Origin of the sequence: Trabulsiella odontotermitis, assembly GCF_030053895.1 — a bacterium.
GTDB classification, from domain to species: Bacteria; Pseudomonadota; Gammaproteobacteria; order Enterobacterales; family Enterobacteriaceae; genus Trabulsiella; species Trabulsiella odontotermitis_C.
Genome location: NZ_CP125781.1, coordinates 1,577,634 through 1,603,029 on the forward strand (window position 1 = coordinate 1,577,634; position 25,396 = coordinate 1,603,029).

The window sequence follows — 25,396 nt, forward strand, 5'->3', positions numbered from 1 at the left end:
CACGAGCAACCTGTATGTGAAGAATCATGATAACTGCAAATCGTCCGATACTGAATCTCGACCTCGATCTGCTGAGAACGTTTGTTGCGGTCGCTGATCTGAATACTTTCGCTGCGGCAGCGTCCGCAGTAGGTCGTACCCAGTCCGCCGTCAGCCAGCAGATGCAGCGCCTGGAGCAACTTGTGGGGAAGGAGCTTTTCGCCCGACACGGGCGTAATAAGCTGCTGACGGAACATGGCATTCAGCTTCTGGGATACGCGAGGAAGATCCTTCGCTTTAACGATGAAGCATGCACATCGTTAATGTTTAGCAACTTACAAGGCACGTTGACGATTGGCGCATCTGATGAGTCAGCCGATACGATCCTGCCGTTTTTACTTAATCGAATCAGTTCGGTATATCCCAAGCTGGCGCTTGATGTTCGCGTAAAGCGCCACGCGGAAATGGCAGATATGCTGCGTAATAACGATGTGGATTTGGCATTGACGTCGCACTGCCTGGTGCCGTTCGACAGCCATATTCTGCGTACGTCGCCGACGTTGTGGTATTGCGCTGCTGAATATGTTATGCAAACCGGTGAGCCCGTGCCGCTGGTGCTGCTTGACGATCCGAGTCCGTTTCGCGATCTCATCCTTGAGGCGCTGGATGCGGCGCACATTCCCTGGCGTCTGGCTTACGTGGCCTCCACGCTCGCGGCGGTGCGCGCTGCGGTGAAAGCCGGACTGGGCGTCACTGCGCGTCCGGTGGAAATGATGAGCCCTGAACTGCGCGTATTAGGTAAAACCGATGGGCTTCCTGTCTTACCGGATACCGAATATTTGCTGAGCCGTAATTTGCACAGCGCGAATGAGCTGGTGGACATCATTTTTCAGTCCATGAGCCAGCAGCATAATCCGTGGTATCGCTACGGATCGTATACTCCGGAAGGAGGAGACGATACCCGCGAGCTTGAGCCCGGTTTTGAGTAGACGTTTGGCTTAATTCTGGTAACAAATTGTAATTCCAGAACCGCGCCACAGTTTTGCATTTTTTGCACTGTGGCCAATTTTTTGCATGGCATTCCTGCCACTTCCCCGTGTTTTGGCGTTTTGTCAATGTGTTTCAGCGAGTTAACCCCCCGCCTCCATACTTTACGTTTCTTTATTTCACCCTCACCGTTTGAGCTGCTAATGTTAAAAAAACGGTAGGATTGTTGCTGTTTTTATTAGGCAATTAACAAAACCGTGTCACAGATCAAAAAAATACTCCTCATTAGGGGGAGGAATCAGGGAGAAATCCTGTCAAAATAGGACGGTAATTCTCGTTTACACATGGGACGGACACGATTCAACAACAGTAAATTCTGATAGCGATTCTGGCTTTTTACACAAAATCGCATTAAATGTTAATGAAATGGGTCTCGTGTAAATTAATGTGAGGATACTTTTGTTAAAGTTGACAAAAGGTTATAGAAAGGAGTAAAAAACCCCAGCGTTTAGCGGCCTGAGAATCACTGCAGGCATCTTACTTGGGTTTTTTGTTCCTCCCCATGAATCGATGTGGCGCTCATCTGCCAGCAAGAGCAGCGTTTTTGACGTCACCACTTTGGTTAAGCAATGCGTATGTCAACATCCACTGAAGTCATCGCTCATCACTGGGCATTCGCTATATTTCTCATCATCGCCATTGGCCTTTGTTGCTTCATGCTGATTGGTGGTTGGTATCTTGGTGGTCGCGCACGCGCGCGTAGTAAAAACACCCCCTTTGAATCGGGTATCGACTCTGTAGGTTCTGCCCGCTTACGCCTCTCCGCGAAGTTCTACCTCGTTGCCATGTTCTTCGTCATCTTCGATGTTGAAGCCCTGTATCTGTACGCATGGTCAACCTCCATCCGCGAGAGCGGCTGGGTAGGCTTTGTTGAAGCCGCCATTTTCATTTTAGTGCTGCTGGCTGGTCTGGTTTACCTCGTTCGTATTGGCGCGCTGGACTGGACGCCTGCACGTTCACGCCGCACGCTGGTAAATCCGGAAACAGAAAGCGCCACTAACCGTCATACGCAGTAAAAGCGAGGCAATAAGATGGATTATACGCTCACCCGCATAGATCCTAACGGTGAGAACGACCGTTATCCCCTGCAAAAACAGGAGATCGTAACCGACCCCCTGGAGCAAGAAGTCAACAAGAGCGTGTACATGGGGAAACTCGAACACGCGCTGCACGACATGGTTAACTGGGGCCGCAAGAACTCAATCTGGCCGTATAACTTTGGCCTGTCCTGCTGCTACGTTGAAATGGTGACGTCATTCACTGCGGTGCATGACGTTGCGCGTTTTGGCGCCGAGGTACTGCGTGCATCTCCGCGCCAGGCTGACCTGATGGTCGTCGCCGGGACCTGCTTCACCAAAATGGCCCCGGTTATTCAACGCCTGTATGACCAGATGCTGGAGCCGAAATGGGTGATTTCCATGGGCGCCTGCGCAAACTCAGGCGGTATGTACGATATCTACTCTGTTGTGCAGGGCGTTGACAAGTTTATCCCGGTTGATGTGTACATTCCTGGCTGCCCGCCACGCCCGGAAGCCTACATGCAAGCGCTGATGCTGCTGCAGGAATCCATCGGCAAAGAGCGTCGTCCGCTCTCATGGGTGGTGGGCGATCAGGGGGTTTATCGCGCAAATATGCAGTCCGAACGCGAGCGTAAACGCGGCGAACGCATTGCTGTCACGAATCTGCGCACACCCGACGAGATTTAACTTGCGCCTGCGGGCTGTGGATTTCCCCTTCGCAGATCACAATAAATAACGCGAAGCCACGCCCGACAGTCACCACGGACCTTTTGCAATGGTGAACAATATGACCGATTTAACCGCGCATGACGCCGCCAGCTGGCAAACACAGGATCACCTTGACGATCCTGTTATTGGCGAACTGCGCAACCGTTTTGGGCCGGATGCCTTTACTGTTCAGCCAACCCGCACCGGGGTACCCGTTGTTTGGGTGAAACGCGAACAGTTGCTGGAAGTGGGCGATTTCCTCAGGAAACTGCCGAAACCTTACGTCATGCTGTTTGACTTACACGGCATGGACGAACGTCTGCGTACCCACCGCGAAGGTTTACCTGCCGCGGATTTCTCCGTTTTCTATCATCTGATTTCAGTAGACCGCAACCGCGACATCATGCTCAAGGTCGCGCTGTCTGAAAACGATCTCCATCTGCCCACCTTTACCAAACTTTTCCCGAACGCCAACTGGTACGAGCGGGAAACCTGGGAGATGTTCGGCATCACCTTTGAAGGCCACCCGAATCTGCGCCGCATCATGATGCCGCTGACCTGGGAAGGGCATCCGCTGCGTAAAGATTACCCGGCGCGCGCCACTGAATTCGATCCGTTTGAGCTGACCAAAGCCAAGCAGGATCTCGAGATGGAAGCCCTGACTTTCAAACCGGAAGAGTGGGGCATGAAGCGCGGTACCGAAAACGAGGACTTCATGTTCCTCAACCTCGGCCCGAACCACCCGTCTGCGCACGGTGCGTTCCGTATCATTCTGCAGCTTGATGGCGAAGAGATTGTCGACTGCGTCCCGGACATCGGTTATCACCACCGTGGTGCTGAGAAGATGGGCGAACGTCAGTCCTGGCACAGCTATATTCCGTACACCGACCGTATCGAATACCTCGGCGGTTGCGTGAACGAAATGCCTTACGTGCTGGCGGTTGAAAAACTGGCGGGCATCACTGTTCCGGCTCGCGTTGACGTTATCCGCGTCATGCTTTCTGAGCTGTTCCGTATCAACAGCCACCTGCTGTATATCTCCACGTTCATTCAGGACGTCGGGGCGATGACACCCGTATTCTTCGCCTTTACCGATCGTCAGAAGATCTACGATCTGGTCGAAGCGATCACCGGTTTCCGTATGCACCCGGCATGGTTCCGCATTGGCGGTGTCGCGCACGATCTGCCGCGTGGCTGGGATCGCCTGCTGCGTGAGTTCCTTGAATGGATGCCGAAGCGTCTGGATTCCTACGAGAAAGCGGCGCTGCGCAACACCATCCTTAAGGGCCGTTCTCAGGGCGTTGCCGCGTATAACGCGAAAGAAGCGCTGGAGTGGGGCACTACCGGGGCTGGCCTGCGCGCGACCGGTATCGGTTTCGACGTGCGTAAATGGCGTCCATACTCAGGTTACGAAAATTTCGACTTTGAAGTTCCGGTGGGCGGCGGGGTTTCTGACTGCTATACCCGTGTGATGCTGAAAGTCGAAGAGCTGCGCCAGAGCCTGCGCATTCTGCAACAGTGCCTCGATAACATGCCGGAAGGCCCGTTCAAAGCGGATCACCCGCTAACGACGCCGCCGCCGAAAGAGCGCACGTTGCAACATATCGAAACCCTGATTACTCACTTCCTGCAGGTTTCCTGGGGCCCGGTGATGCCGGCCAACGAATCCTTCCAGATGGTTGAGGCAACCAAGGGAATTAACAGTTACTACCTGACCAGCGACGGCAGCACCATGAGCTACCGCACCCGTATTCGTACGCCAAGTTTTGCGCACCTGCAGCAAATTCCGGCGGCGATCCGCGGCAGTCTGGTGTCTGACTTAATTGTCTATCTGGGTAGTATCGATTTTGTTATGTCAGATGTGGACCGCTAATTATGCACGAGAATCAACAACCACAAACCGAGGCTTTTGAGCTGAGTGCGGCAGAGCGTGAGGCCATTGAGCACGAGAAGCACCACTACGAAGACCCGCGTGCGGCGTCCATTGAAGCGCTGAAAATCGTTCAGAAACAGCGTGGTTGGGTGCCAGACGGCGCTATCTACGCAATTGCTGACGTGCTGGATATTCCGGCCAGCGACGTAGAAGGCGTTGCGACGTTCTATAGCCAGATCTTCCGCCAGCCGGTCGGTCGCCACGTGATCCGCTATTGCGACAGCGTGGTGTGCCACATCACGGGCTATCAGGGCATTCAGTCTGCCATCGAACGCTACCTGAAGATAGCCCCGGGCCAGACCACCTTTGATGGCCGCTTTACCCTGCTGCCAACCTGCTGCCTGGGTAACTGCGACAAAGGGCCGACCATGATGATTGACGACGACACGCACAGTCATCTGACGCCGGATGCCATCCCTGACCTGCTGGAGCGGTATAAATAATGAAAAACATTATTTTGACTCCTGAAACGCATCCGCTGACCTGGCGTCTGCGCGGTGACAAACAGCCGGTATGGCTGGATGAGTATCAGAGCAAAAACGGCTATGCCGGTGCGCGTAAAGCGCTCGGGGGCATGGCGCCGGACGAGATCGTCAACGCAGTAAAAGACGCGGGCCTGAAAGGGCGTGGCGGCGCAGGGTTCTCCACTGGTCTTAAATGGAGCCTGATGCCGAAAGACGAATCCATGAACATCCGTTATCTGCTGTGTAACGCCGATGAAATGGAACCGGGCACCTATAAAGACCGTCTGCTGATGGAACAACTGCCGCACCTGCTGGTGGAAGGCATGTTGATCTCCGCGTTTGCGCTGAAAGCGTACCGTGGTTACATCTTCCTGCGCGGTGAGTACATCGAAGCGGCGGCAAATCTGCGTCGTGCAATTGCCGAAGCCACCGAAGCGGGCCTGCTCGGAAAAAACATTCTTGGCACCGGGTTCGACTTCGAACTGTTTGTGCACACCGGGGCAGGGCGTTACATCTGCGGTGAAGAGACCGCGCTGATTAACTCCCTCGAAGGTCGCCGCGCGAACCCGCGTTCTAAGCCGCCATTCCCGGCCAGCTCCGGCGTATGGGGCAAGCCGACCTGCGTCAACAACGTTGAAACCCTGTGTAACGTCCCGGCGATTCTGGAAAACGGCGTCGAATGGTACCAGAACATCTCGAAGAGCAAAGATACTGGCACCAAGCTGATGGGTTTCTCCGGTCGCGTGAAGAATCCGGGCGTCTGGGAACTGCCGTTTGGCACCACCGCGCGTGAAATTCTCGAAGATTACGCGGGCGGTATGCGTGACGGCCTGAAATTTAAAGCCTGGCAGCCGGGTGGCGCGGGAACGGACTTCCTGACCGACGCACACCTCGACCTGCCGATGGAATTTGAAAGCATTGGTAAAGCGGGCAGCCGTCTGGGTACGGCGCTGGCGATGGCCGTTGACCACGAGATCAACATGGTGTCGCTGGTGCGTAACCTGGAAGAGTTTTTCGCACGCGAGTCCTGTGGCTGGTGTACGCCGTGCCGTGATGGCCTGCCGTGGAGCGTGAAGATCCTGCGCGCTATCGAACGTGGCGAAGGCCAGCCGGGCGATATCGAAACGCTTGAGCAGCTGTGCCGCTTCCTCGGCCCGGGCAAAACCTTCTGTGCGCATGCGCCAGGTGCGGTTGAGCCGCTGCAGAGTGCGATCAAATATTTCCGTGACGAATTCGAAGCAGGCATCAAGCAGCAGTTCAGCAATACTCATCTGATTGATGGGATCCAGCCGAACCTGCTGAAGACGCGCTGGTAATCAAAGCTTTATTAATTTTGGAAGCATGCTAATGGCTACGATCCATGTAGACGGCAAAGAATACGAGGTGAACGGGGCGGACAACCTGCTACAGGCTTGTCTCTCGCTTGGCCTTGATATTCCTTACTTTTGCTGGCATCCGGCGCTGGGAAGCGTTGGGGCTTGCCGCCAGTGTGCGGTGAAGCAATATCAAAACGCGGAAGACACGCGTGGCCGCCTGGTGATGTCCTGTATGACACCGGCATCTGACGGCACCTTTATCTCTATTGATGACGACGAAGCGAAACAGTTCCGCGAGAGCGTGGTCGAGTGGCTGATGACTAACCACCCGCACGATTGCCCGGTCTGTGAAGAGGGCGGCAACTGCCACCTGCAGGATATGACCGTCATGACCGGTCACAGCTTCCGTCGCTACCGTTTCACCAAACGTACCCATCGCAATCAGGATCTGGGGCCGTTCATCTCGCACGAAATGAACCGCTGCATCGCCTGTTACCGTTGTGTGCGTTACTACAAAGATTACGCGGACGGCAGTGATCTGGGCGTTTATGGCGCGCATGACAACGTCTACTTTGGCCGCCCGGAAGACGGTACGCTGGAAAGCGAGTTCTCCGGCAACCTGGTGGAAATCTGCCCGACCGGCGTCTTCACCGACAAAACGCACTCCGAGCGTTACAACCGTAAATGGGACATGCAGTTTGCGCCAAGCATCTGCCAGCAGTGCTCCATCGGCTGTAACACCAGCCCGGGTGAACGTTACGGTGAACTGCGTCGTATCGAAAACCGTTACAACGGTACCGTTAACCACTACTTCCTCTGCGACCGGGGTCGTTTTGGCTACGGCTATGTGAACCTGAAAGACCGTCCGCGTCAGCCGGTTCAGCGCCGTGGCGATGATCTGATCACCCTCAACGCCGAACAGGCGATGCAGGGCGCGGCAGATATCTTGCGTCAGTCGAAGAAAGTGATCGGTATCGGCTCTCCGCGCGCCAGCATCGAAAGCAACTTCGCGCTGCGTGAACTGGTGGGCGCGGAAAACTTCTACACCGGTATCGCCAAAGGCGAGCAGGCACGTCTGCAACTGATGCTGAAAGTGCTGCGCGAATCGGGCGTTCATACGCCGTCCCTGCGTGACATCGAATCTTACGATGCGGTGCTGGTGCTTGGCGAAGACATCACCCAGACTGGCGCACGCGTTGCGCTGGCGGTGCGTCAGGCGGTGAAAGGCAAAGCGCGCGACATGGCGGCGGCACAGAAAGTGGTGGACTGGCAGATTGCGGCCATCCTTAACATCGGTCAGCGTGCGAAACACCCGCTGTTCGTCACCAACGTCGATAACACCCGTCTGGACGACATCGCCGCGTGGACGTATCGCGCGCCGGTGGAAGATCAGGCGCGCTTAGGTTTCGCTATCGCCCACGCTCTGGATAACAGCGCCCCGGCGGTCGACGGTCTGAGCAATGATCTGAAAGGCAAAGTTGACGTTATCGTTCAGGCGCTGGCTGGCGCGAAAAAACCGCTGATTATTTCCGGAACTAACGCCGGAAGTGCGGAAATGCTTCAGGCTGCAGCGAACGTTGCCAAAGCGCTGAAAGGCCGTGGCGCCGATGTCGGTATTACGATGGTTGCCCGTGCGGTTAACAGCGTCGGTCTTGGCATGATGGACGGTGGTTCGCTGGAAGCCGCGCTCGATGAACTGGAAAGCGGCGCTGCCGATGCAGTCATCGTGCTGGAAAACGATCTTCACCGCCACGCATCTGCCGCGCGCGTTGACGCTGCGCTGGCAAAAGCGCCGCTGGTGATGGTGGTTGACCATCAACGCACCGCGATCATGGAAAAAGCCCATCTGGTACTTTCCGCCGCAAGCTTTGCCGAAAGTGACGGCACGGTCATCAACAACGAAGGCCGCGCACAGCGTTTCTTCCAGGTCTATGACCCGGCGTACTACGACAACAGCAACGTGATGCTGGAAAGCTGGCGCTGGTTGCATTCGCTGCACAGCACCGTGGAAAACCGCGAAGTCGACTGGACGCAGCTTGACCACGTGATCGACGCGGTCATTGAAAAACTGCCGCAGTTCGCCGGGATCAAAGACGCCGCGCCGGACGCGACCTTCCGTATTCGCGGCCAGAAACTGGCGCGTGAACCGCATCGTTACAGCGGTCGTACGGCGATGCGCGCGAACATCAACGTTCACGAGCCGCGTCAGCCGCAGGATAAAGACACCATGTTCGCCTTCTCAATGGAAGGGAATAACCAGCCCTCCGCGCCGCGTTCGCAAATTCCGTTCGCCTGGGCGCCGGGCTGGAACTCCCCGCAGGCCTGGAACAAATTCCAGGACGAAGTGGGCGGTAAACTGCGCCATGGCGATCCGGGCGTGCGTCTGATTGAAGCCTCCGAAAGCGGTCTTGAGTACTTCACCACCGTACCGGCAGGCTTCCAGGCGGAAGAAGGTAAATGGCGTATCGCGCCGTACTACCATCTGTTCGGCAGCGATGAACTGTCGCAGCGTTCGCCGGTCTTCCAGAGCCGCATGCCGCAGCCGTACATCAAGCTCAACCCGGCTGATGCCGCGAAACTGGGCGTGAATGCGGGCGCGACGGTGGCCTTCAGTTACGAAGGTCAGACACTCCGTTTGCCGGTCATTCTTTCTGAAGGGCTGACGGCAGGGCAGGTAGGATTACCGATGGGCATGCCGGGCATTGCGCCGGTACTGACCGGGGCGCGAATTGATAATCTGCAGGAGGCCAAAGCATGAGTTGGTTAACACCGGATGTTATCGACATTCTGTTAAGCGTCCTGAAAGCGGTTGTCATTCTGCTGGTGGTGGTCACCTGCGGCGCGTTCATGAGCTTCGGCGAGCGTCGTCTGCTCGGCCTGTTCCAGAACCGTTATGGACCGAACCGTGTGGGCTGGGGTGGTTCACTCCAGCTGGTTGCGGACATGATCAAGATGTTCTTCAAAGAGGACTGGACGCCGCGTTTCTCGGACCGCGTGATCTTCACGCTGGCGCCGATGATTGCCTTCACCTCGCTGCTGCTGGCCTTTGCGATTGTTCCGGTCAGCCCGAGCTGGGTGGTGGCTGATCTCAACATCGGTATCCTGTTCTTCCTGATGATGGCAGGCCTGGCGGTGTACGCCGTGCTGTTTGCCGGCTGGTCGAGTAACAACAAATACTCGTTGCTGGGTGCGATGCGTGCTTCTGCGCAGACGCTGAGCTACGAAGTGTTCCTCGGTCTGTCATTGATGGGCGTGGTGGCGCAGGCGGGGTCATTCAATATGACCGATATCGTCAACAACCAGGCGCACCTGTGGAACATCATCCCGCAGTTCTTTGGCTTTGTGACTTTCGCTATCGCGGGCGTGGCAGTGTGCCACCGTCACCCGTTTGACCAGCCGGAAGCCGAGCAGGAACTGGCGGACGGCTACCACATTGAATATTCCGGCATGAAGTTCGGTCTGTTCTTCGTGGGTGAATATATCGGCATTGTCACCGTGTCCGCGCTGATCGTCACGCTGTTCTTTGGCGGCTGGAATGGTCCGTTCTTACCTCCGTTCATCTGGTTTGCGCTGAAAACCGCATTCTTCATGATGATGTTCATTTTGATCCGCGCCTCATTGCCGCGTCCGCGTTATGACCAGGTAATGTCCTTCGGCTGGAAAGTCTGCCTGCCGCTGACGCTGATCAACTTGTTGGTAACGGCGGCTGTCATTCTCTGGCAGGCGCAATAAGGGGTGAAAAGACCATGACCTTAAAAGAATTATTGGTAGGCTTCGGCACCCAGGTTCGCAGTATCTGGATGATCGGCCTGCATGCGTTCGCCAAACGCGAAACGCGCATGTATCCCGAGGAGCCGGTTTATCTGGCACCACGCTATCGCGGACGCATTGTCCTGACGCGCGACCCGGACGGTTCCGAGCGCTGCGTCGCCTGTAACCTGTGTGCGGTAGCGTGCCCGGTAGGCTGTATTTCTCTGCAAAAAGCCGAGACCAAAGACGGCCGCTGGTATCCGGAATTTTTCCGCATCAACTTCTCACGCTGCATTTTCTGCGGTCTGTGCGAAGAAGCGTGCCCGACCACGGCGATTCAGTTAACCCCGGACTTCGAGCTGGGCGAGTACAAGCGTCAGGATCTGGTGTACGAAAAAGAGGATCTGCTGATTTCCGGTCCGGGCAAATACCCGGAATATAACTTCTACCGGATGGCGGGTATGGCAATCGACGGCAAAGATAAAGGCGAGGCGGAAAACGAAGCCAAACCTATCGACGTCAAGAGCCTGTTACCGTAAGGAGAGGGGCAATGGAATTCGCTTTTTATATCTGTGGCCTTATCGCCATCCTGGCCACCCTGAGGGTCATTACCCACACTAATCCGGTGCATGCTTTGCTGTACCTGATTATTTCGCTGCTGGCGATCTCCGGGGTGTTCTTTTCGCTGGGCGCTTACTTCGCCGGTGCGCTGGAGATCATCGTCTACGCCGGGGCCATCATGGTGCTGTTCGTCTTCGTGGTGATGATGCTCAACCTGGGCGGTTCTGAAATCGACCAGGAACGCAAATGGCTGCAGCCGCAAATCTGGATTGGTCCGGCCATTCTGTCAGCGGTACTGCTGGCGGTGATCGTATACGCCATTCTCGGCCTTAATGATCAGGGCATCGATGGCAACGCCATCAGCGCGAAAGCCGTCGGCATTACGCTGTTCGGGCCGTACGTCCTGGCGGTTGAACTGGCGTCCATGCTGCTGCTGGCGGGCCTGGTGGTTGCCTTCCACGTCGGGCGTGAAGATCGTGCCGGTGAAGTGCTGAGCAACCGCACTGATGATCGCGCGAAAAGAAAAACGGAGGAACACGCATGATCCCCTTAACACATGGACTGATCCTCGCCGCGATCTTATTCGTTCTCGGTCTTACTGGTCTGGTTATCCGCCGCAATCTGCTGTTTATGCTGATTAGCCTGGAAATCATGATCAACGCCGCCGCGCTGGCGTTCGTGGTTGCCGGCAGCTACTGGGGCCAGACCGACGGTCAGGTGATGTATATCCTCGCGATTAGCCTTGCGGCTGCGGAAGCGAGTATTGGCCTGGCGCTGCTGCTGCAGCTCCATCGTCGCCGCCAGAATCTGAACATCGATTCAGTAAGTGAGTTGCGTGGATGAACATGCTTGCCTTAACCATAATTCTGCCATTGATTGGCTTTGTACTGTTGGCCTTCTCCCGTGGCCGCTGGTCGGAAAACTTGTCCGCCACGGTTGGCGTGGGTTCGATTGGCCTGGCGGCGCTGGTCACCGCGTTGGTTGGCGTTGATTTCTTCAATAATGGCCAGCAGGCGTTCAGCGTTCCGCTGTGGACCTGGATGTCAGTCGGCGACTTCAACATCGGCTTCAATCTTGTGCTGGACGGTCTGTCGCTGACCATGCTTTCCGTGGTCACCGGCGTGGGCTTCCTGATCCACATGTTCGCCTCCTGGTATATGCGTGGTGAAGAGGGTTACTCCCGCTTCTTCGCTTACACCAACCTGTTCATTGCCAGCATGGTGGTTCTGGTTCTCGCCGACAACCTGTTGCTGATGTATCTCGGCTGGGAAGGCGTGGGCCTGTGCTCTTACCTGCTGATCGGTTTCTACTACACTGATCCGAAAAACGGTGCGGCGGCAATTAAAGCGTTCGTTGTGACCCGTGTCGGCGACGTGTTCCTCGCGTTCGCGCTGTTCATTCTCTACAACGAACTGGGCACCCTGAACTTCCGCGAGATGGTAGAACTGGCCCCGGCGCACTTTGCCAACGGCAACAACATGTTGATGTGGGCAACGCTGATGCTGCTCGGCGGTGCAGTTGGTAAATCCGCACAATTACCGTTGCAGACCTGGCTTGCTGACGCGATGGCGGGCCCGACGCCGGTCTCCGCGCTGATCCACGCCGCGACCATGGTGACCGCGGGCGTCTACCTGATTGCACGTACGCATGGCCTGTTCCTGATGACGCCGGAAATTCTGCATCTGGTCGGTATCGTTGGTGCGGTCACGCTGGTGCTGGCAGGTTTTGCGGCGCTGGTGCAAACCGATATCAAACGTGTGCTGGCCTATTCCACCATGAGCCAGATTGGCTACATGTTCCTGGCGCTGGGTGTGCAGGCGTGGGATGCGGCGATTTTCCACCTGATGACCCACGCGTTCTTCAAAGCGCTGCTGTTCCTGTCGTCAGGCTCGGTGATCCTCGCCTGCCATCACGAACAGAACATCTTCAAAATGGGTGGCCTGCGTAAGTCGATTCCGCTGGTGTATGTCTGTTTCCTGGTGGGGGGCGCCGCGCTGTCTGCGCTGCCGCTTATCACCGCGGGCTTCTTCAGTAAGGACGAAATCCTTGCCGGTGCGATGGCGAACGGTCATATCAATCTGATGATCGCAGGTCTGGTGGGGGCGTTTATGACCTCGCTCTACACCTTCCGTATGATTTTCATCGTATTCCACGGCAAAGAGCAGATCCACGCGCACGCAGGGAAGGGAATTACCCATCATCTGCCACTGATTGTTCTGCTGATCCTCTCCACCTTCGTTGGCGCCATGATTGTGCCGCCGCTGGCGGGCGTGCTGCCGCAGACGACGGAACTGGAACATGGCCGCGTAATGACCCTGGAAATCACCTCCGGCGTGGTCGCGATTGCAGGCATTCTGATCGCTGCCTGGCTGTGGCTGGGTCAACGCACTCTGGTTACCGCGGTGGCCAACAGCGGTCCTGGCCGCCTGCTGGGCACCTGGTGGTTCAATGCGTGGGGCTTCGACTGGCTGTATGACAAAGTCTTTGTGAAGCCATTCCTCGGCATTGCATGGCTGCTCAAGCGCGATCCGCTGAATGCGCTGATGAACATTCCGGCAATTCTGTCTCGCTTTGCAGGCAAAGGTCTGCTGTTCAGCGAGAACGGGTATCTGCGCTGGTATGTGGCATCCATGAGCATCGGCGCCGTGGTGGTATTAGCGCTGTTGATGGTATTGCGTTGATTTCAAGTACTGAATTTAGAATATAAGGGACATACGCAGCTATGTTATTACCTTGGTTAATTTTAATCCCGTTTATCGGCGGCTTCCTTTGCTGGCAGACCGAACGCTTCGGTGTGAAGGTGCCACGCTGGATCGCGCTGATCACAATGGGACTGACGCTGGCGCTTGGCCTGCAACTGTGGTTGCAGGGCGGCTACTCTCTGACGCAATCCACCGGTATTCCTCAGTGGCAGTCTGAATATATCCTGCCGTGGATCCCGCGCTTCGGCATCAACATTCATCTGGCTATCGACGGCCTGTCGCTGCTGATGGTGGTGCTGACCGGCCTGCTCGGTGTGCTGGCGGTGCTCTGTTCCTGGCGTGAAATCGAGAAATATCAGGGCTTTTTCCACCTCAACCTGATGTGGATCCTGGGCGGCGTTATCGGCGTGTTCCTTGCCATCGACATGTTCCTGTTCTTCTTCTTCTGGGAAATGATGCTGGTGCCGATGTACTTCCTGATTGCACTGTGGGGTCACAAAGCGTCAGACGGTAAAACGCGTATCACGGCGGCGACCAAGTTCTTCATCTACACCCAGGCGAGCGGTCTGGTGATGCTGATTGCCATCCTGGCGCTGGTGTTTGTGCATTACAACGCGACCGGCATCTGGACGTTCAGCTACGAAGACCTGCTGAAAACCCCGATGTCCCACGGCGTGGAATATCTGCTGATGCTCGGCTTCTTCATCGCTTTCGCGGTGAAAATGCCAGTGGTGCCGCTGCACGGCTGGCTGCCTGATGCGCACTCTCAGGCACCGACCGCGGGTTCTGTTGACCTCGCGGGGATTTTGCTGAAAACCGCGGCCTACGGTCTGCTGCGTTTCTCGCTGCCGCTGTTCCCGAACGCTTCTGCGGAGTTTGCGCCGATTGCCATGTGGCTGGGCGTGATTGGCATCTTCTACGGCGCGTGGATGGCCTTCGCACAGACGGACATCAAGCGTCTGATTGCTTACACCTCCGTATCGCACATGGGCTTCGTGCTGATTGCTATCTACACCGGCAGCCAGCTGGCGTATCAGGGTGCGGTGATCCAGATGATTGCGCATGGTCTGTCCGCAGCGGGTCTGTTCATTATCTGTGGTCAGCTGTATGAACGTCTGCACACGCGCGACATGCGCATGATGGGCGGTCTGTGGAGCAAAATTAAATGGCTGCCAGCGCTGTCACTGTTCTTTGCCGTGGCGACGCTGGGTATGCCGGGTACCGGGAACTTCGTGGGCGAATTCATGATCCTGTTCGGCAGCTTCCATGTAGTGCCGGGCATTACCGTGATTTCAACGTTCGGTCTGGTCTTTGCGTCCGTTTACTCACTGGCGATGCTGCATCGCGCTTACTTCGGTAAAGCAAAAAGTGAGATTGCGGCGCAGGAACTGCCGGGGATGTCGCTGCGTGAGCTGTTTATCATCCTGTTGCTGGTCGTGCTGCTGGTGCTGTTGGGCTTCTACCCGCAGCCGATTCTGGATACTTCGCACTCTGCAATGGGCAATATCCAGCAGTGGTTTGTTAATTCTGTTTCTACTACAAGGCCGTAAATCGCCATGACAATAACTCCACAACAACTGATTGCGCTGCTACCGCTGCTGATCGTCGGCTTGACGGTGGTGGTTGTGATGCTCTCCATTGCGTGGCGACGCAACCATTTTCTCAATGCCACGCTGTCGGTCATTGGGCTGAACGTCGCACTCGTATCGCTCTGGTTTGTTGGCCAGGCTGGCGCGATGGATGTCACGCCGCTGATGCGCGTAGACGGCTATGCCATGCTCTACACCGGTCTGGTGCTGCTGGCGAGCCTCGCCACCTGTACTTTTGCCTATCCGTGGCTTGAGGGCTACACCGACAACAAAGAAGAGTTCTACCTGCTGGTGCTGATCGCAGCGCTGGGTGGGATCCTGCTGGCGAACGCGAACCATCTGGCAGCGCTGTTCCTCGGTATCGAACTGATCTCTCTGCCGCTGTTCGGCCTGATTGGCTACGCGTTCCGTCAGAAACGTTCTCTGGAAGCGAGCATCAAATACACCATCCTCTCTGCTGCAGCGTCGTCATTCCTGCTGTTCGGTATGGCACTGGTGTATGCGAACTCCGGCAACCTGTCGTTCGTGGCGCTCGGTAAGAGCCTGGCGGACAACGCCCTGCACGAACCGCTGCTGCTGGCGGGACTGGGTATGATGATCGTCGGCCTTGGCTTCAAACTGTCGCTGGTGCCGTTCCATCTGTGGACGCCAGATGTATATCAGGGGGCGCCTGCGCCGGTCTCCACCTTCCTGGCGACTGCCAGCAAAATCGCCATTTTTGGCGTGGTGATGCGTCTGTTCCTGTATATGCCGGTCGGCGACAGCGAAGCAGTACGCGTGGTGCTGGGGCTTATCGCCTTCGCCTCTATCATCTTCGGTAACCTGATGGCGCTGAGCCAGACTAACATTAAGCGTCTGCTCGGTTACTCCTCCATCTCTCATCTCGGCTACCTGCTGGTGGCGCTGATTGCCCTGCACAGTGGCGAGATGTCGATGGAAACCGTCGGCGTTTACCTGGCCGGTTACCTGTTCAGCAGCCTCGGCGCCTTCGGCGTGGTGAGCCTGATGTCCAGCCCGTACCGCGGTCCGGACGCAGATTCCCTGTTCTCCTACCGTGGTCTGTTCTGGCACCGTCCGATCCTCTCAGCTGTCATGACGGTGATGATGCTGTCACTGGCGGGTATCCCGATGACGCTCGGCTTTATCGGTAAATTCTATGTACTGGCAGTGGGTGTGAATGCGCACCTGTGGTGGCTGACAGCGGCGGTGGTGATTGGTTCTGCCATCGGTCTCTACTACTACCTGCGTGTCGCAGTGAGCCTGTACCTGAGCGCGCCGCAGCAACTGAATCGCGATGCACCGACCAACTGGCAGTATAGCGCCGGGGGTATCGTGGTGCTGATCTCCGCGTTGCTGGTGCTGATCTTAGGCGTCTGGCCGCAGCCGCTTATCAGCATTGTCCAGTTGGCGATGCCGATGCTGTAAAAGAACTTTATTATTGAGAAACCGCTGGCATTGTCCGGCGGTTTTTTTTGTGATGAGCAAAATTGCGTAACGCTGCGCATAATTGAAACGGTAATGACATAGCTCTATGTTTACGCTGTAATATGCTGATAGTTGGCGTGATATGAGGGATTAACGATGCAGCAGGTGTATCGGTTAGAAAGTGTTACCTTAAAAGGTATTGGTGTCTTTGAGCACACCCACATTGATTTTCCACCGATTAAGCATGAAGGGCAGGACGCCAGAAAAGCGGAAATCCATATCTTCACCGGGCCAAATGGCTGCGGAAAGAGCACGATGCTGTATGCGCTGGCAAGCATCTTAGATTTCGGTCGAGAGGCGTATGCATTAATTCAAAAGCGCTACCATAGTAAAGAAAGTTGTGTTTGTTTTCAATTTGCTGGAATAAAGGGAATGAACCTGATTGCGCATCAGCCCTTACCTTCTGGTTATAAAAAAATCCTCTCTTCAACAGGATATCAAATAGTCATAGAACAGAACGCGGTTGATAATCTTGTTAAAAATCAGCCGTATCTTAATGTTAACGATAGTTTGAATATCAAGAGTTTTGATTTTGCTGCCTTTGCTTATTCAGGTAGTCGAAACCAGGTATCGAATTTTGAAGTGACTGCAATTCAGGAGGTTAAGCAATCTCCTTTTGAACATGCTCTTTCGTTTTCCAATACAGTACGGCCACAAATTCTTACCCAGTGGATTGCGAATAATCGAACCAAAGCGGCGCTGGCACGGGCAGAAGAATCAGAAGACGAAGCACTTTCTTATGACAGCGCATTAGAGCGAATCTCACAATTTATTCAGGACGTATGTGGTATTGAGGCTGTATTTCAGTTGAAACGCAACCCCCTGACCGTTGTGATAAATGTCGAAGGGGAATCCATTGCCTTTGACACCTTGCCGGAAGGATTAAAATCGATAATAACCTGGGTTGCGGATCTCGCTTTGCGACTGGAAGGGATCCCCTGGAAAGAAAAAAAGGATATTTTCTCTCAGCCGATTATTTTATTCCTGGATGAAGTCGATATCCATCTTCACCCTAAATGGCAAAGACGGATCCTGCCCGCAATACAAAAGCTATTACCTAATGCGCAAGTTTTTGTTTCAACCCACTCACCCTTCGTGGTGGGATCGGTAGAAGATGCATTTGTTTATCGATTACCAGAACCACAGCATAACGTTTGTCGGGATCCATCGGTGCCAGATATTGTGTCTGCAATTGATTCCAAAGCAGGGAAAAGTTACCAACTTATACTGTCTGATGTTTTTGGTATCGATGAAGAATTTGATGTTGAAACTGAGGAACAATTAGCAGCATTCAAAGCGCACATCCGCGAGCATTTAGTGACAGGGCAGCATAATGAAGTTATAAATTCGCTTGCGAAAACGCTGAGTGATAAAGGTGAAGAGCTTTCCGAAATAGTTCGGCTCGAATTACGGCAGATGCAACGGCAACTGAGCAAAAAACAAGGATAAGTTATGTATTCCTTTGAAAGGACGCCATGCCCGGATTACCTTGCCGAGTGTTGGGAAGCTTTAGGGGCTCAATTTGATACTGCTAAACAGCAAAATCCAGCGTATCAGTTTTATTGGTATGCCGCATTTCGCTACGAAGATACTCGAAAATTACTCAACCAAATGACGGCTGGTCACTGTGCGTTCTGTGATGGTGGTGACCTTGGGGCACTCAGTCGTGAGACCATTGAGCATTTTCGTCCTAAAAGCCGATCCGAATTCAGAAGGATCGCTTTCCAGTGGGAAAACCTGTATCCGTGCTGCGATCAGTGCCAGAGTGTGAAACGCGAGGATTTTGACGATCGCCTTCTTGTGGCCGATGCACAGGGGTATCGGTTCGAGGATTATTTCATTGTTGATTATCAAACGGGCGAAATACAGCCAAATCCGCTCGCTTCAGCGGATAATCAAGATAGAGCTGCGCTCACACTCGATTTTTATGGCCTTAACATCGCAGTACGGAAACACTGCCGCAAGAAAGAACTCAAACGGTACCATCAACGTGATCCGGAAGAAGATGTGATCGACGATTTTAGTTATCGCTATTTCCTGATGGATGCCTGAATCAGGCATCCATCAATCAATATTACGCGATTTGCCGACGGCTGATCAGCGGTCCGCCGGTTTTCTGGTCGGCACGCTCCAGCACTTCTCCAATCACTGATGACAGCTCGTTGATTTCAAATTTCGCTACGTAGCCATCGGCGCGCACTTTGCGGATATGGTCTTCGTTAGCATTGCCTGACAACGACGAGTGGATCACTACCGGAATATGCTTCAGCCGCTCATCCGTTTTGATTTTGCGCGTTAAAGTAAAACCGTCCATTTCCGGCATTTCGAGGTCAGTAAGCACCAGCGCGATTTTATCGGAGATCGGCACGCCCGCGGCCTGGGCTTCTTCTGCCAGCTTCTCGATTTTTTCCCACGCTTCTTTGCCGGTCACATGCATCTGCGCCGGGATATCCATCGCCTTCAGCCCCTTTTCGAGCATCGCGCGCGCTACTTTAGAATCTTCAGCGACAATCGCCGTCGCGCCCGGTTTGATCTTCAGCTTTGGTGCCTCAAGGTGCGTCGCGTGGAGATCGTGGTCAGCAGGGACGATGTCATACAGGATCTGTTCCACGTCGATCACCATCGCCAGGTTATTGCTGTCCTTGTCATCATCCAGACAGGCGATGCTGGTGATGTACTGACCGTTAACCGCTTTTTCCGCCGTGTGGATCTGCGTCCAGTCGAGGCGAATAATGTTTTCAACTGACTCCACAGCAAATGCCTGCACGCTGCGCGCATATTCGGTAATCAGCAGAATGTTGAGTCCGTTAACCGGCTTGCAGCCAGCGACCGACGGCAGGTCGATGACCGGAATGATTTGATCGCGGATGTTGACCATGCCCAGCACGGGATGCTTAATACCGGCAGGTCTGGTGTAGGCGGGCATAGGGACGATTTCGCGCAGCTTGAAAACGTTGATGCCAAACAGTTCTGATTTTTCACCCTGCACAGTTTCACCAAGACGAAACAGCAACAGCTCAAAGCGGTTAGACAGGGTGAGATTCGCCCTGTCATCAATATCTTTCTGGAAATTATCCATCGTGCCCTCAGAAGAAAGGAAAATGCTCTACTCCTGAGTTATCGGCATACCCGGACAAAAGTGCAGCGTCTTTTAGCCATTAAAGCGAAATTGTCATAAAGTCCTCCGCCAGCAGCGTGTTAGCGAAGCGCGAGCGGGATTCGTCCAGCAAACGCTGGCATCCTTCGGCGTCGTAACGCGAACTGACGTGAGTGATGACCAGCCGTTTGACGCCTGCCGCTTGCGCCACTGCGGCGGCCTGAAGCGAGGAAGAGTGCCCGCGACTGTTGGCTTTTTCCTCCATTGCCGCTTCGAGCGTCGCCTCATGCACCATCAGGTCAACCCCGCGCGCTAACTCCAGCGCCGCCGGGCAGGGGGCGGTATCGCCAAAAATCGCCAGGCTCCGGCCAGGTGTGGCGGGGCCGAGATAGCGTTTGCCGTCGATAGTGCGGCCATCTTCCAGCGTCACCGCCTGGCCCTGCTTGAGCAACTGGTACAACGGTCCGGGCGGTACGCCGTCCTCCGCCAGCGCTGCGGCGTTCAGCGCGCCGGGTTTGTCATGTTCTTCAATGCGATAGCCGTAACATTCCAGCGGATGGTTAAGCGGGAACGCTGTCACTGTGTAGTGTTGATCGTCAAATACGCGTCCTGAGGAAATTTCTTCGACGGTTAACGGGTAGTCGGTCCACGAACCGCTGAGCCGCAGCGCCACCTCGACAAACTCTTTCAGCCCTTTGGGGCCGTACAGCGTCAACGGCAGTGAGTTTCCCTGCATTGAACGGCTGCACAGCAGGCCGGGCAAACCGAACAGGTGATCGCCGTGCAGGTGCGTGATAAAGATTTTATTCAGCTTGCCAGGATGCAGATCCGTTTTCAGAAACTGATGCTGCGTGCCTTCGCCGCAGTCAAAAAGCCAGGTTTCTGCCAGCGTAGGCTGTTGCAAATTCAGTATTATCGACGTCATATTACGGGTACGGGTCGGCACGCCGGCGGATGTCCCCAGAAAAATCAATTCCAAAACCGTTTCCCCATTACCGCATTCACGAAAGTAAACAGTATAACGGAGCACAACATGATTCAGTGGCAGGATCTTCATCATTCTCAACTTTCCGTTCCGCAACTTTACGCGCTGTTGCAACTGCGCTGTGAAGTGTTTGTCGTGGAGCAAACGTGCCCGTATCAGGACGTCGATGGCGAAGATCTGCTGGGGGAAAACCGACATATTCTTGGCTGGCGCGGTGACCAACTGGTGGCGTATGCGAGGATTCTGAAAAGCGACGACGAGCTGGAGCCGGTGGTCATTGGCCGCGTCATCATCAGCCCGGCGGCGCGCGGTGAAAAACTTGGATATCAGTTGATGGAGAAAACGCTGGCAAGCTGCCGTCAGCACTGGCCGCAGAAGGCGTTGTACCTCGGTGCGCAGGCGCATTTACAGGGATTTTACGCTCACTTTGGCTTTGTGCCGGTAACTGATGTGTATGACGAAGATGGCATTGCGCATATCGGCATGGCGCGCGAGGTTGTCCCTCTTTGACTATAGTTAGCGGACAGGCTCAAAAAAATGGGAGAAAAAGTAATGTCTTATCATTCTTATGATTCACGTATTGATGACGACCTGACCCTGCTAAGTGAAACGCTGGAAGAGGTGTTACGCTCCTCCGGCGACCCGGCTGACCAGAAATATATCGAACTGAAAGCGCGCGCCGAACAGGCGCTGCACGATGTGAAAACCCGCGTCAGCCAGGCCTCGGATACCTACTATTACCGTGCAAAACAGGCGGTTTACCGTGCCGATGATTACGTGCATGATAAACCGTGGCAGGGGATTGGCGTCGGCGCCGCGGCCGGGCTGGTGTTAGGTCTGCTGCTGGCTCGCCGCTGACAGGCGGAACCTCCCTAATTCGGGGTACTGCTCTTTTTCAGTAGTACCCTGTATAGTATGTGGTTTTTAGTTCCGGGGAGGTTCACGTGCAATCCATATCCGCTGCGCTGGAGGATCTGCAGGCCGCATTAGACACCGGTTTTCCGGATTCGCCTGGCCTGCATGTTCTCGACACCGCCTTCCCGCTAAATGATTCCTTCGATCCGCTCTCCTGGTTGTGCAGCCAGCGCTGCTGGCCGCAGTTTTACTGGCAACAGCGTAACGGCGATGATGAAATCGCCGCGCTGGGGGCGGTAAAATCTTTCTCGTCGCTCGCCGATGCCAGCCATTTTCTGCAAGCACCGGAACTCCCCGACGATTTACGTATTTGCGGTATGAATGCGTTTAATCCGCAGCAGGGAGCGTTATTTCTGCCGCGTCTGGAATGGCGACGCAATGCCGGGAATGCTTCGCTACGGCTGGTGCTATACAGCGATCGTTCACTGCGCGATGACGCGGCGCAGGCGCGTGAGTTTTTCGCTTCCCTGAAAGAGGGCAAACTGTTGCCGCCGTTGCAGGTGACTTTGCAGGCGGAGCGGCACCATCCCGAACATCCTCAATGGATACAACTGGTCAGCGACGCTGTCTCGACCATCGCCAGCGGTGCGCTGGACAAAGTCGTGCTCGCCAGAGCCACCGATCTTGAGTTTACCGATACCCTCAACGCCGGGGCGATCATGGCCGCCAGCCGCCGTCTGAACCTGCGTTGCTATCATTTCTATCAGGCTTTTGATGCCGGTCACGCTTTCCTGGGATCTTCGCCCGAGCGGTTGTGGCGTCGCCGTGGCAAACTGCTCCGCACCGAAGCGCTGGCAGGCACGGTGGCGAGCGACCCTGATGAGGCACAGGCGCAATTGCTCGCCGACTGGCTGATGAAGGACGATAAAAACCAGCGTGAAAATATGCTGGTAGTGGAAGACATTTGTCAGCGCTTACAAACAGCGGTGCAGACACTGGAAGTGCTCCCACCGCAAGTGGTCACGCTGCGCAAAGTGCAGCATCTGCGGCGTTGCATCTGGACGGAGCTGGCGCATGCGGATGACGAGCGCTGCCTGCATTTACTGCAACCCACCGCCGCCGTCGCAGGTTTGCCCCGCACTCCGGCTCGCGCGTGGATCGAACAGCATGAGCCCTTCACCCGTGAATGGTATGCCGGGTCGGCGGGTTATCTGTCCCGCCAGCAAAGCGAGTTTTGCGTGGCCCTGCGCTCCGCAAAAGTCGACGGTAAAACGCTGCGCTTATACGCTGGTGCCGGAATAGTAAGCGGTTCTGACCCGGAACAGGAATGGCAGGAAATCGATAATAAAGCGGCAGGTTTGCGGACGTTACTATTTGATTGAATAATCATTGAGACGACTCATATCAAAAACCCATCCTTACGTATTATCTATACTGAGTCGCAATATTGATACCGGACAAACTCATGTCAGTAAGCGCATTTAACCGACGCTGGGCGGCGGTAATTCTGGAAGCATTAACTCGCCACGGCGTGCAGCATGTCTGCATTGCGCCTGGCTCGCGGTCGACGCCGCTGACACTGGCGGCGGCAGAAAACCGCTCACTCATTCATCACACCCATTTTGACGAACGCGGCCTGGGGCATCTGGCGCTCGGGCTGGCGAAAGGCAGCAAACAGCCGGTGGCCGTGATTGTGACCTCCGGCACGGCGGTGGCGAATCTCTATCCGGCGTTGATCGAAGCGGGTCTGACCGGGGAAAAACTGATCCTGCTGACTGCGGATCGACCGCCGGAACTGATTGACTGCGGTGCGAATCAGGCGATTCGTCAGCCGGGCATGTTCGCGTCACACCCAACGCAAACTCTCTCGTTACCGCGTCCGAGCCAGGATATTCCGGCGCGCTGGCTGGTGTCCACCCTTGATAACGCCCTCGCTCAGCAACACGCGGGCGGCGTGCATATTAACTGTCCGTTTGCCGAGCCGCTGTACGGCGAGCTGGATGAAACAGGCCTCGACTGGCAACAGCAACTGGGGGACTGGTGGCAAAGCGACAAACCGTGGCTGCGGGAAGATATCCAACTGGAGAGCCAGCAGCAGCGCGACTGGTTCTTCTGGCGGCAGAAACGCGGCGTCGTTGTCGCCGGGCGAATGAGCGCTGCCGAAGGGAAACTGGTGGCAGAATGGGCGAAAACACTCGGCTGGCCGCTGATTAGCGACGTGCTGTCGCAAACGGGGCAGCCGCTGCCCTGTGCGGATCTCTGGCTCGGCAATGCCCGCGCGGTGGCGGAACTGGCGCAGGCGCAAATCGTGGTGCAGCTTGGCAGCAGCCTGACCGGTAAACGTCTGCTGCAGTGGCAGCAAACCTGTGAACCACAGGAATACTGGCTGGTCGATAACCTGACCGGACGGCTTGATCCGGCGCATCACCGCGGGCGTCGTCTGGTCAACAGCGTTGAACGCTGGCTGGAACTGCATCCGGCAGAAAATCGCACGCCCTGGAGCACCGAAATCCCGCGTCTGTCAGCGCTGGCCTGGGACGCGGTCGTTGCAACACGCGACGTATTCGGCGAAGCACAACTGGCGCACCGCATCAGCAACTATCTGCCGGAGCAAGGGCAACTGTTTGTCGGCAACAGCCTGGTAGTGCGCCTGATAGACGCGCTGGGCCAGCTTCCGGCCGGATACCCGGTTTACAGCAACCGCGGTGCCAGCGGTATCGACGGCCTGATTTCCACCGCGGCAGGCGTTCAGCGCGCCAGCGCCAGACCGACACTGGCCATCGTTGGTGATCTCTCCGCGCTCTACGATCTTAATGCGCTGTCGCTGCTGCGGCAGACTTCCGCGCCGCTGGTGCTGATTATCGTCAATAACAACGGCGGGCAGATTTTCTCTCTGCTGCCGACGCCGCCAGAGGCGCGCGAACGTTTCTACAGCATGCCGCAGAACGTCCGCTTTGAACATGCCGCCGCCATGTTTGGTTTGCGCTACCACTGCCCGCAAAACTGGCAGGCGCTGGAAGCCGCGCTCGACGGCGCGTGGTGTGCGCCGGTGACCACCATTATTGAACTGGTAGTCAACGAGACAGACGGCACGCAAACGCTGCAACAATTGCTGGCACAGGTCAGCACGTTATGACGCTGCATGCCGTTGCCCGGCGAGGTGATCCGGCGCGTCCGTGGCTGGTCTTCCTGCACGGCTTTTCCGGTGACTGCCGCGAATGGCAGGAAGTGGGCGAGCGGCTGAGCGACTATTCGCGCTTGTATGTCGATCTCCCCGGTCACGGCGGTTCTGCGGCGGTAACGGCACGGGATTTCGCTGACGTTCGCGAACAGCTTCATACCACATTAGTTAGTTACAACATACTAAGTTACTGGCTGGTGGGGTACTCGCTCGGTGGCCGCATTGCGATGGACTATGTCTGCCAGCCGGGTGTGACGGGGCTGGTGGGCATTATTGTTGAGGGTGGGCATCCTGGTCTTCAACAGCCTGAAGCGCGCGCGGAACGCCTGTGTTCCGACAACGCCTGGGCCGCACGTTTTTCCACTGAACCGTTGCGCCAGCTGTTTCACGACTGGTATCAGCAGCCGGTTTTCGCCACCCTGACGGCGGAACAACGCGCAGCGCTGGTGGCGCTTCGCGCACAAAATAATGGCGTTGCGCTGGCCGCCATGTTGCAGGCTACGTCGCTGGCGGTGCAGGACGATTTGCGTCCGGCATTGCGTCAGCGCGATTATCCTTTCTGGTACTTATGTGGTGAGCACGACAGCAAATTTCGGGCGATTGCCGAAGAACTGGCCGTGCCTTGCTTTCTGATCCATAACGCCGGACACAACGCGCATCGGGAAAACCCCGATGACGTGACAGAACGTCTGGCTCAGATTCTGCGTCTCTGACTAAAGGACACA

23 protein-coding genes are annotated in these 25,396 nt (G+C 55.6%); 21 read left to right on the forward strand and 2 right to left on the reverse strand.

Annotated elements, in window-relative coordinates; all coding sequences use genetic code 11:
- Nucleotides 1-26 precede the first annotated feature (26 nt).
- The 16 genes from lrhA (at nt 27) to QMG90_RS07670 (ending at nt 18,605) form a co-directional block, all read left to right on the forward strand.
- On the forward strand, nt 27-968 hold the full coding sequence (lrhA, locus tag QMG90_RS07595; protein ID WP_283283231.1) for a transcriptional regulator LrhA: 942 nt from the start codon (nt 27-29) through the stop codon (nt 966-968).
- A 627-nt stretch (nt 969-1,595) separates the two neighbouring features.
- The gene (nuoA, locus tag QMG90_RS07600; RefSeq protein ID WP_038156626.1) at nt 1,596-2,042 is read left to right on the forward strand and encodes an NADH-quinone oxidoreductase subunit NuoA; all 447 of its coding nucleotides are present in this window, start codon (nt 1,596-1,598) and stop codon (nt 2,040-2,042) included.
- Nucleotides 2,043-2,057: 15 nt separating this feature from the next.
- Nucleotides 2,058-2,732 carry an NADH-quinone oxidoreductase subunit NuoB gene (nuoB, locus tag QMG90_RS07605; RefSeq protein WP_002913178.1) on the forward strand — a complete coding sequence of 225 codons (675 nt, stop codon included), beginning with the start codon at nt 2,058-2,060 and terminating at the stop codon, nt 2,730-2,732.
- A gap of 88 nt (nt 2,733-2,820) precedes the next feature.
- Entirely contained in the window at nt 2,821-4,626 is a 1,806-nt protein-coding gene (gene nuoC, locus QMG90_RS07610) for an NADH-quinone oxidoreductase subunit C/D (protein ID WP_283283232.1), read from the forward strand.
- Between the two features lie 2 nt (nt 4,627-4,628).
- Nucleotides 4,629-5,129 carry an NADH-quinone oxidoreductase subunit NuoE gene (gene nuoE / locus QMG90_RS07615; RefSeq protein WP_283283233.1) on the forward strand — a complete coding sequence of 167 codons (501 nt, stop codon included), beginning with the start codon at nt 4,629-4,631 and terminating at the stop codon, nt 5,127-5,129.
- Nucleotides 5,129-6,466: an NADH-quinone oxidoreductase subunit NuoF gene (nuoF, locus tag QMG90_RS07620; protein ID WP_283283234.1), complete on the forward strand. Its 1,338-nt coding sequence runs from the start codon at nt 5,129-5,131 to the stop codon at nt 6,464-6,466. The genes nuoE and nuoF overlap by 1 nt, the downstream gene beginning before the upstream one ends.
- Nucleotides 6,467-6,497: 31 nt before the next feature.
- Complete coding sequence (nuoG, locus tag QMG90_RS07625) at nt 6,498-9,224, forward strand: NADH-quinone oxidoreductase subunit NuoG (RefSeq protein WP_283283235.1); 2,727 nt, start codon at nt 6,498-6,500, stop codon at nt 9,222-9,224.
- The gene (gene nuoH / locus QMG90_RS07630; protein WP_038156615.1) at nt 9,221-10,198 is read left to right on the forward strand and encodes an NADH-quinone oxidoreductase subunit NuoH; all 978 of its coding nucleotides are present in this window, start codon (nt 9,221-9,223) and stop codon (nt 10,196-10,198) included. The genes nuoG and nuoH overlap by 4 nt, the downstream gene beginning before the upstream one ends.
- 14 nt (nt 10,199-10,212) lie before the next feature.
- Complete coding sequence (gene nuoI, locus QMG90_RS07635; protein WP_038156613.1) at nt 10,213-10,755, forward strand: NADH-quinone oxidoreductase subunit NuoI; 543 nt, start codon at nt 10,213-10,215, stop codon at nt 10,753-10,755.
- A gap of 11 nt (nt 10,756-10,766) precedes the next feature.
- Nucleotides 10,767-11,321 carry an NADH-quinone oxidoreductase subunit J gene (gene nuoJ, locus QMG90_RS07640; protein WP_038156611.1) on the forward strand — a complete coding sequence of 185 codons (555 nt, stop codon included), beginning with the start codon at nt 10,767-10,769 and terminating at the stop codon, nt 11,319-11,321.
- Nucleotides 11,318-11,620: an NADH-quinone oxidoreductase subunit NuoK gene (gene nuoK, locus QMG90_RS07645; protein WP_038156609.1), complete on the forward strand. Its 303-nt coding sequence runs from the start codon at nt 11,318-11,320 to the stop codon at nt 11,618-11,620. Before nuoJ ends, nuoK begins: the two co-directional genes overlap by 4 nt.
- On the forward strand, nt 11,617-13,458 hold the full coding sequence (nuoL, locus tag QMG90_RS07650) for an NADH-quinone oxidoreductase subunit L (RefSeq protein ID WP_283283236.1): 1,842 nt from the start codon (nt 11,617-11,619) through the stop codon (nt 13,456-13,458). The genes nuoK and nuoL overlap by 4 nt, the downstream gene beginning before the upstream one ends.
- A 41-nt stretch (nt 13,459-13,499) precedes the next feature.
- Complete coding sequence (gene nuoM / locus QMG90_RS07655) at nt 13,500-15,029, forward strand: NADH-quinone oxidoreductase subunit M (RefSeq protein WP_283283237.1); 1,530 nt, start codon at nt 13,500-13,502, stop codon at nt 15,027-15,029.
- Between the two features lie 6 nt (nt 15,030-15,035).
- Nucleotides 15,036-16,493, forward strand: coding sequence for an NADH-quinone oxidoreductase subunit NuoN (nuoN, locus tag QMG90_RS07660; RefSeq protein WP_283283238.1), 1,458 nt, complete (start codon nt 15,036-15,038; stop codon nt 16,491-16,493).
- A 156-nt stretch (nt 16,494-16,649) separates the two neighbouring features.
- Entirely contained in the window at nt 16,650-18,002 is a 1,353-nt protein-coding gene (locus QMG90_RS07665) for an AAA family ATPase (RefSeq protein ID WP_283283239.1), read from the forward strand.
- Nucleotides 18,003-18,005: 3 nt separating this feature from the next.
- Nucleotides 18,006-18,605 (forward strand): HNH endonuclease family protein, encoded by a 600-nt coding sequence (locus QMG90_RS07670; RefSeq protein ID WP_283283240.1) that lies wholly within the window; start codon nt 18,006-18,008, stop codon nt 18,603-18,605.
- Nucleotides 18,606-18,627: 22 nt separating this feature from the next.
- Here the strand turns inward: QMG90_RS07670 and QMG90_RS07675 are convergent, their stop codons facing one another.
- Nucleotides 18,628-19,632 (reverse strand): chemotaxis protein, encoded by a 1,005-nt coding sequence (locus tag QMG90_RS07675; protein ID WP_283283241.1) that lies wholly within the window; start codon nt 19,630-19,632, stop codon nt 18,628-18,630.
- A 79-nt stretch (nt 19,633-19,711) separates the two neighbouring features.
- Nucleotides 19,712-20,629, reverse strand: a complete 918-nt coding sequence (rnz, locus tag QMG90_RS07680) for a ribonuclease Z (protein ID WP_283283242.1) — start codon at nt 20,627-20,629, stop codon at nt 19,712-19,714.
- A gap of 54 nt (nt 20,630-20,683) precedes the next feature.
- On the opposite strand from rnz, the gene QMG90_RS07685 reads away from it, so the two are divergent.
- From QMG90_RS07685 to menH, 5 genes are all read left to right on the forward strand, one after another.
- Nucleotides 20,684-21,145, forward strand: a complete 462-nt coding sequence (locus QMG90_RS07685) for a GNAT family N-acetyltransferase (protein ID WP_283283243.1) — start codon at nt 20,684-20,686, stop codon at nt 21,143-21,145.
- Nucleotides 21,146-21,187: 42 nt separating this feature from the next.
- The gene (gene elaB, locus QMG90_RS07690; protein ID WP_038156703.1) at nt 21,188-21,493 is read left to right on the forward strand and encodes a stress response protein ElaB; all 306 of its coding nucleotides are present in this window, start codon (nt 21,188-21,190) and stop codon (nt 21,491-21,493) included.
- An 86-nt stretch (nt 21,494-21,579) separates the two neighbouring features.
- On the forward strand, nt 21,580-22,872 hold the full coding sequence (gene menF / locus QMG90_RS07695; RefSeq protein ID WP_283283244.1) for an isochorismate synthase MenF: 1,293 nt from the start codon (nt 21,580-21,582) through the stop codon (nt 22,870-22,872).
- Between the two features lie 83 nt (nt 22,873-22,955).
- The gene (gene menD, locus QMG90_RS07700; RefSeq protein WP_283283245.1) at nt 22,956-24,626 is read left to right on the forward strand and encodes a 2-succinyl-5-enolpyruvyl-6-hydroxy-3-cyclohexene-1-carboxylic-acid synthase; all 1,671 of its coding nucleotides are present in this window, start codon (nt 22,956-22,958) and stop codon (nt 24,624-24,626) included.
- Nucleotides 24,623-25,384 carry a 2-succinyl-6-hydroxy-2,4-cyclohexadiene-1-carboxylate synthase gene (gene menH / locus QMG90_RS07705; protein WP_283283246.1) on the forward strand — a complete coding sequence of 254 codons (762 nt, stop codon included), beginning with the start codon at nt 24,623-24,625 and terminating at the stop codon, nt 25,382-25,384. Before menD ends, menH begins: the two co-directional genes overlap by 4 nt.
- Nucleotides 25,385-25,396: the final 12 nt, after the last annotated feature.

Excerpts from the sequence above, each read along its gene's own strand:
- lrhA (WP_283283231.1), top strand. The coding sequence starts at position 27 with ATGATAACTGCAAATCGTCCGATACTGAATCTCGACCTCGATCTGCTG.
- nuoA (WP_038156626.1), top strand. The coding sequence starts at position 1,596 with ATGCGTATGTCAACATCCACTGAAGTCATCGCTCATCACTGGGCATTC.
- nuoB (WP_002913178.1), top strand. The coding sequence starts at position 2,058 with ATGGATTATACGCTCACCCGCATAGATCCTAACGGTGAGAACGACCGT.
- nuoC (WP_283283232.1), top strand. The coding sequence starts at position 2,821 with ATGGTGAACAATATGACCGATTTAACCGCGCATGACGCCGCCAGCTGG.
- nuoE (WP_283283233.1), top strand. The coding sequence starts at position 4,629 with ATGCACGAGAATCAACAACCACAAACCGAGGCTTTTGAGCTGAGTGCG.
- nuoF (WP_283283234.1), top strand. The coding sequence starts at position 5,129 with ATGAAAAACATTATTTTGACTCCTGAAACGCATCCGCTGACCTGGCGT.
- nuoG (WP_283283235.1), top strand. The coding sequence starts at position 6,498 with ATGGCTACGATCCATGTAGACGGCAAAGAATACGAGGTGAACGGGGCG.
- nuoH (WP_038156615.1), top strand. The coding sequence starts at position 9,221 with ATGAGTTGGTTAACACCGGATGTTATCGACATTCTGTTAAGCGTCCTG.
- nuoI (WP_038156613.1), top strand. The coding sequence starts at position 10,213 with ATGACCTTAAAAGAATTATTGGTAGGCTTCGGCACCCAGGTTCGCAGT.
- nuoJ (WP_038156611.1), top strand. The coding sequence starts at position 10,767 with ATGGAATTCGCTTTTTATATCTGTGGCCTTATCGCCATCCTGGCCACC.
- nuoK (WP_038156609.1), top strand. The coding sequence starts at position 11,318 with ATGATCCCCTTAACACATGGACTGATCCTCGCCGCGATCTTATTCGTT.
- nuoL (WP_283283236.1), top strand. The coding sequence starts at position 11,617 with ATGAACATGCTTGCCTTAACCATAATTCTGCCATTGATTGGCTTTGTA.
- nuoM (WP_283283237.1), top strand. The coding sequence starts at position 13,500 with ATGTTATTACCTTGGTTAATTTTAATCCCGTTTATCGGCGGCTTCCTT.
- nuoN (WP_283283238.1), top strand. The coding sequence starts at position 15,036 with ATGACAATAACTCCACAACAACTGATTGCGCTGCTACCGCTGCTGATC.
- QMG90_RS07665 (WP_283283239.1), top strand. The coding sequence starts at position 16,650 with ATGCAGCAGGTGTATCGGTTAGAAAGTGTTACCTTAAAAGGTATTGGT.
- QMG90_RS07670 (WP_283283240.1), top strand. The coding sequence starts at position 18,006 with ATGTATTCCTTTGAAAGGACGCCATGCCCGGATTACCTTGCCGAGTGT.
- QMG90_RS07675 (WP_283283241.1), bottom strand. The coding sequence starts at position 19,632 with ATGGATAATTTCCAGAAAGATATTGATGACAGGGCGAATCTCACCCTG.
- QMG90_RS07685 (WP_283283243.1), top strand. The coding sequence starts at position 20,684 with ATGATTCAGTGGCAGGATCTTCATCATTCTCAACTTTCCGTTCCGCAA.
- elaB (WP_038156703.1), top strand. The coding sequence starts at position 21,188 with ATGTCTTATCATTCTTATGATTCACGTATTGATGACGACCTGACCCTG.
- menD (WP_283283245.1), top strand. The coding sequence starts at position 22,956 with ATGTCAGTAAGCGCATTTAACCGACGCTGGGCGGCGGTAATTCTGGAA.
- menH (WP_283283246.1), top strand. The coding sequence starts at position 24,623 with ATGACGCTGCATGCCGTTGCCCGGCGAGGTGATCCGGCGCGTCCGTGG.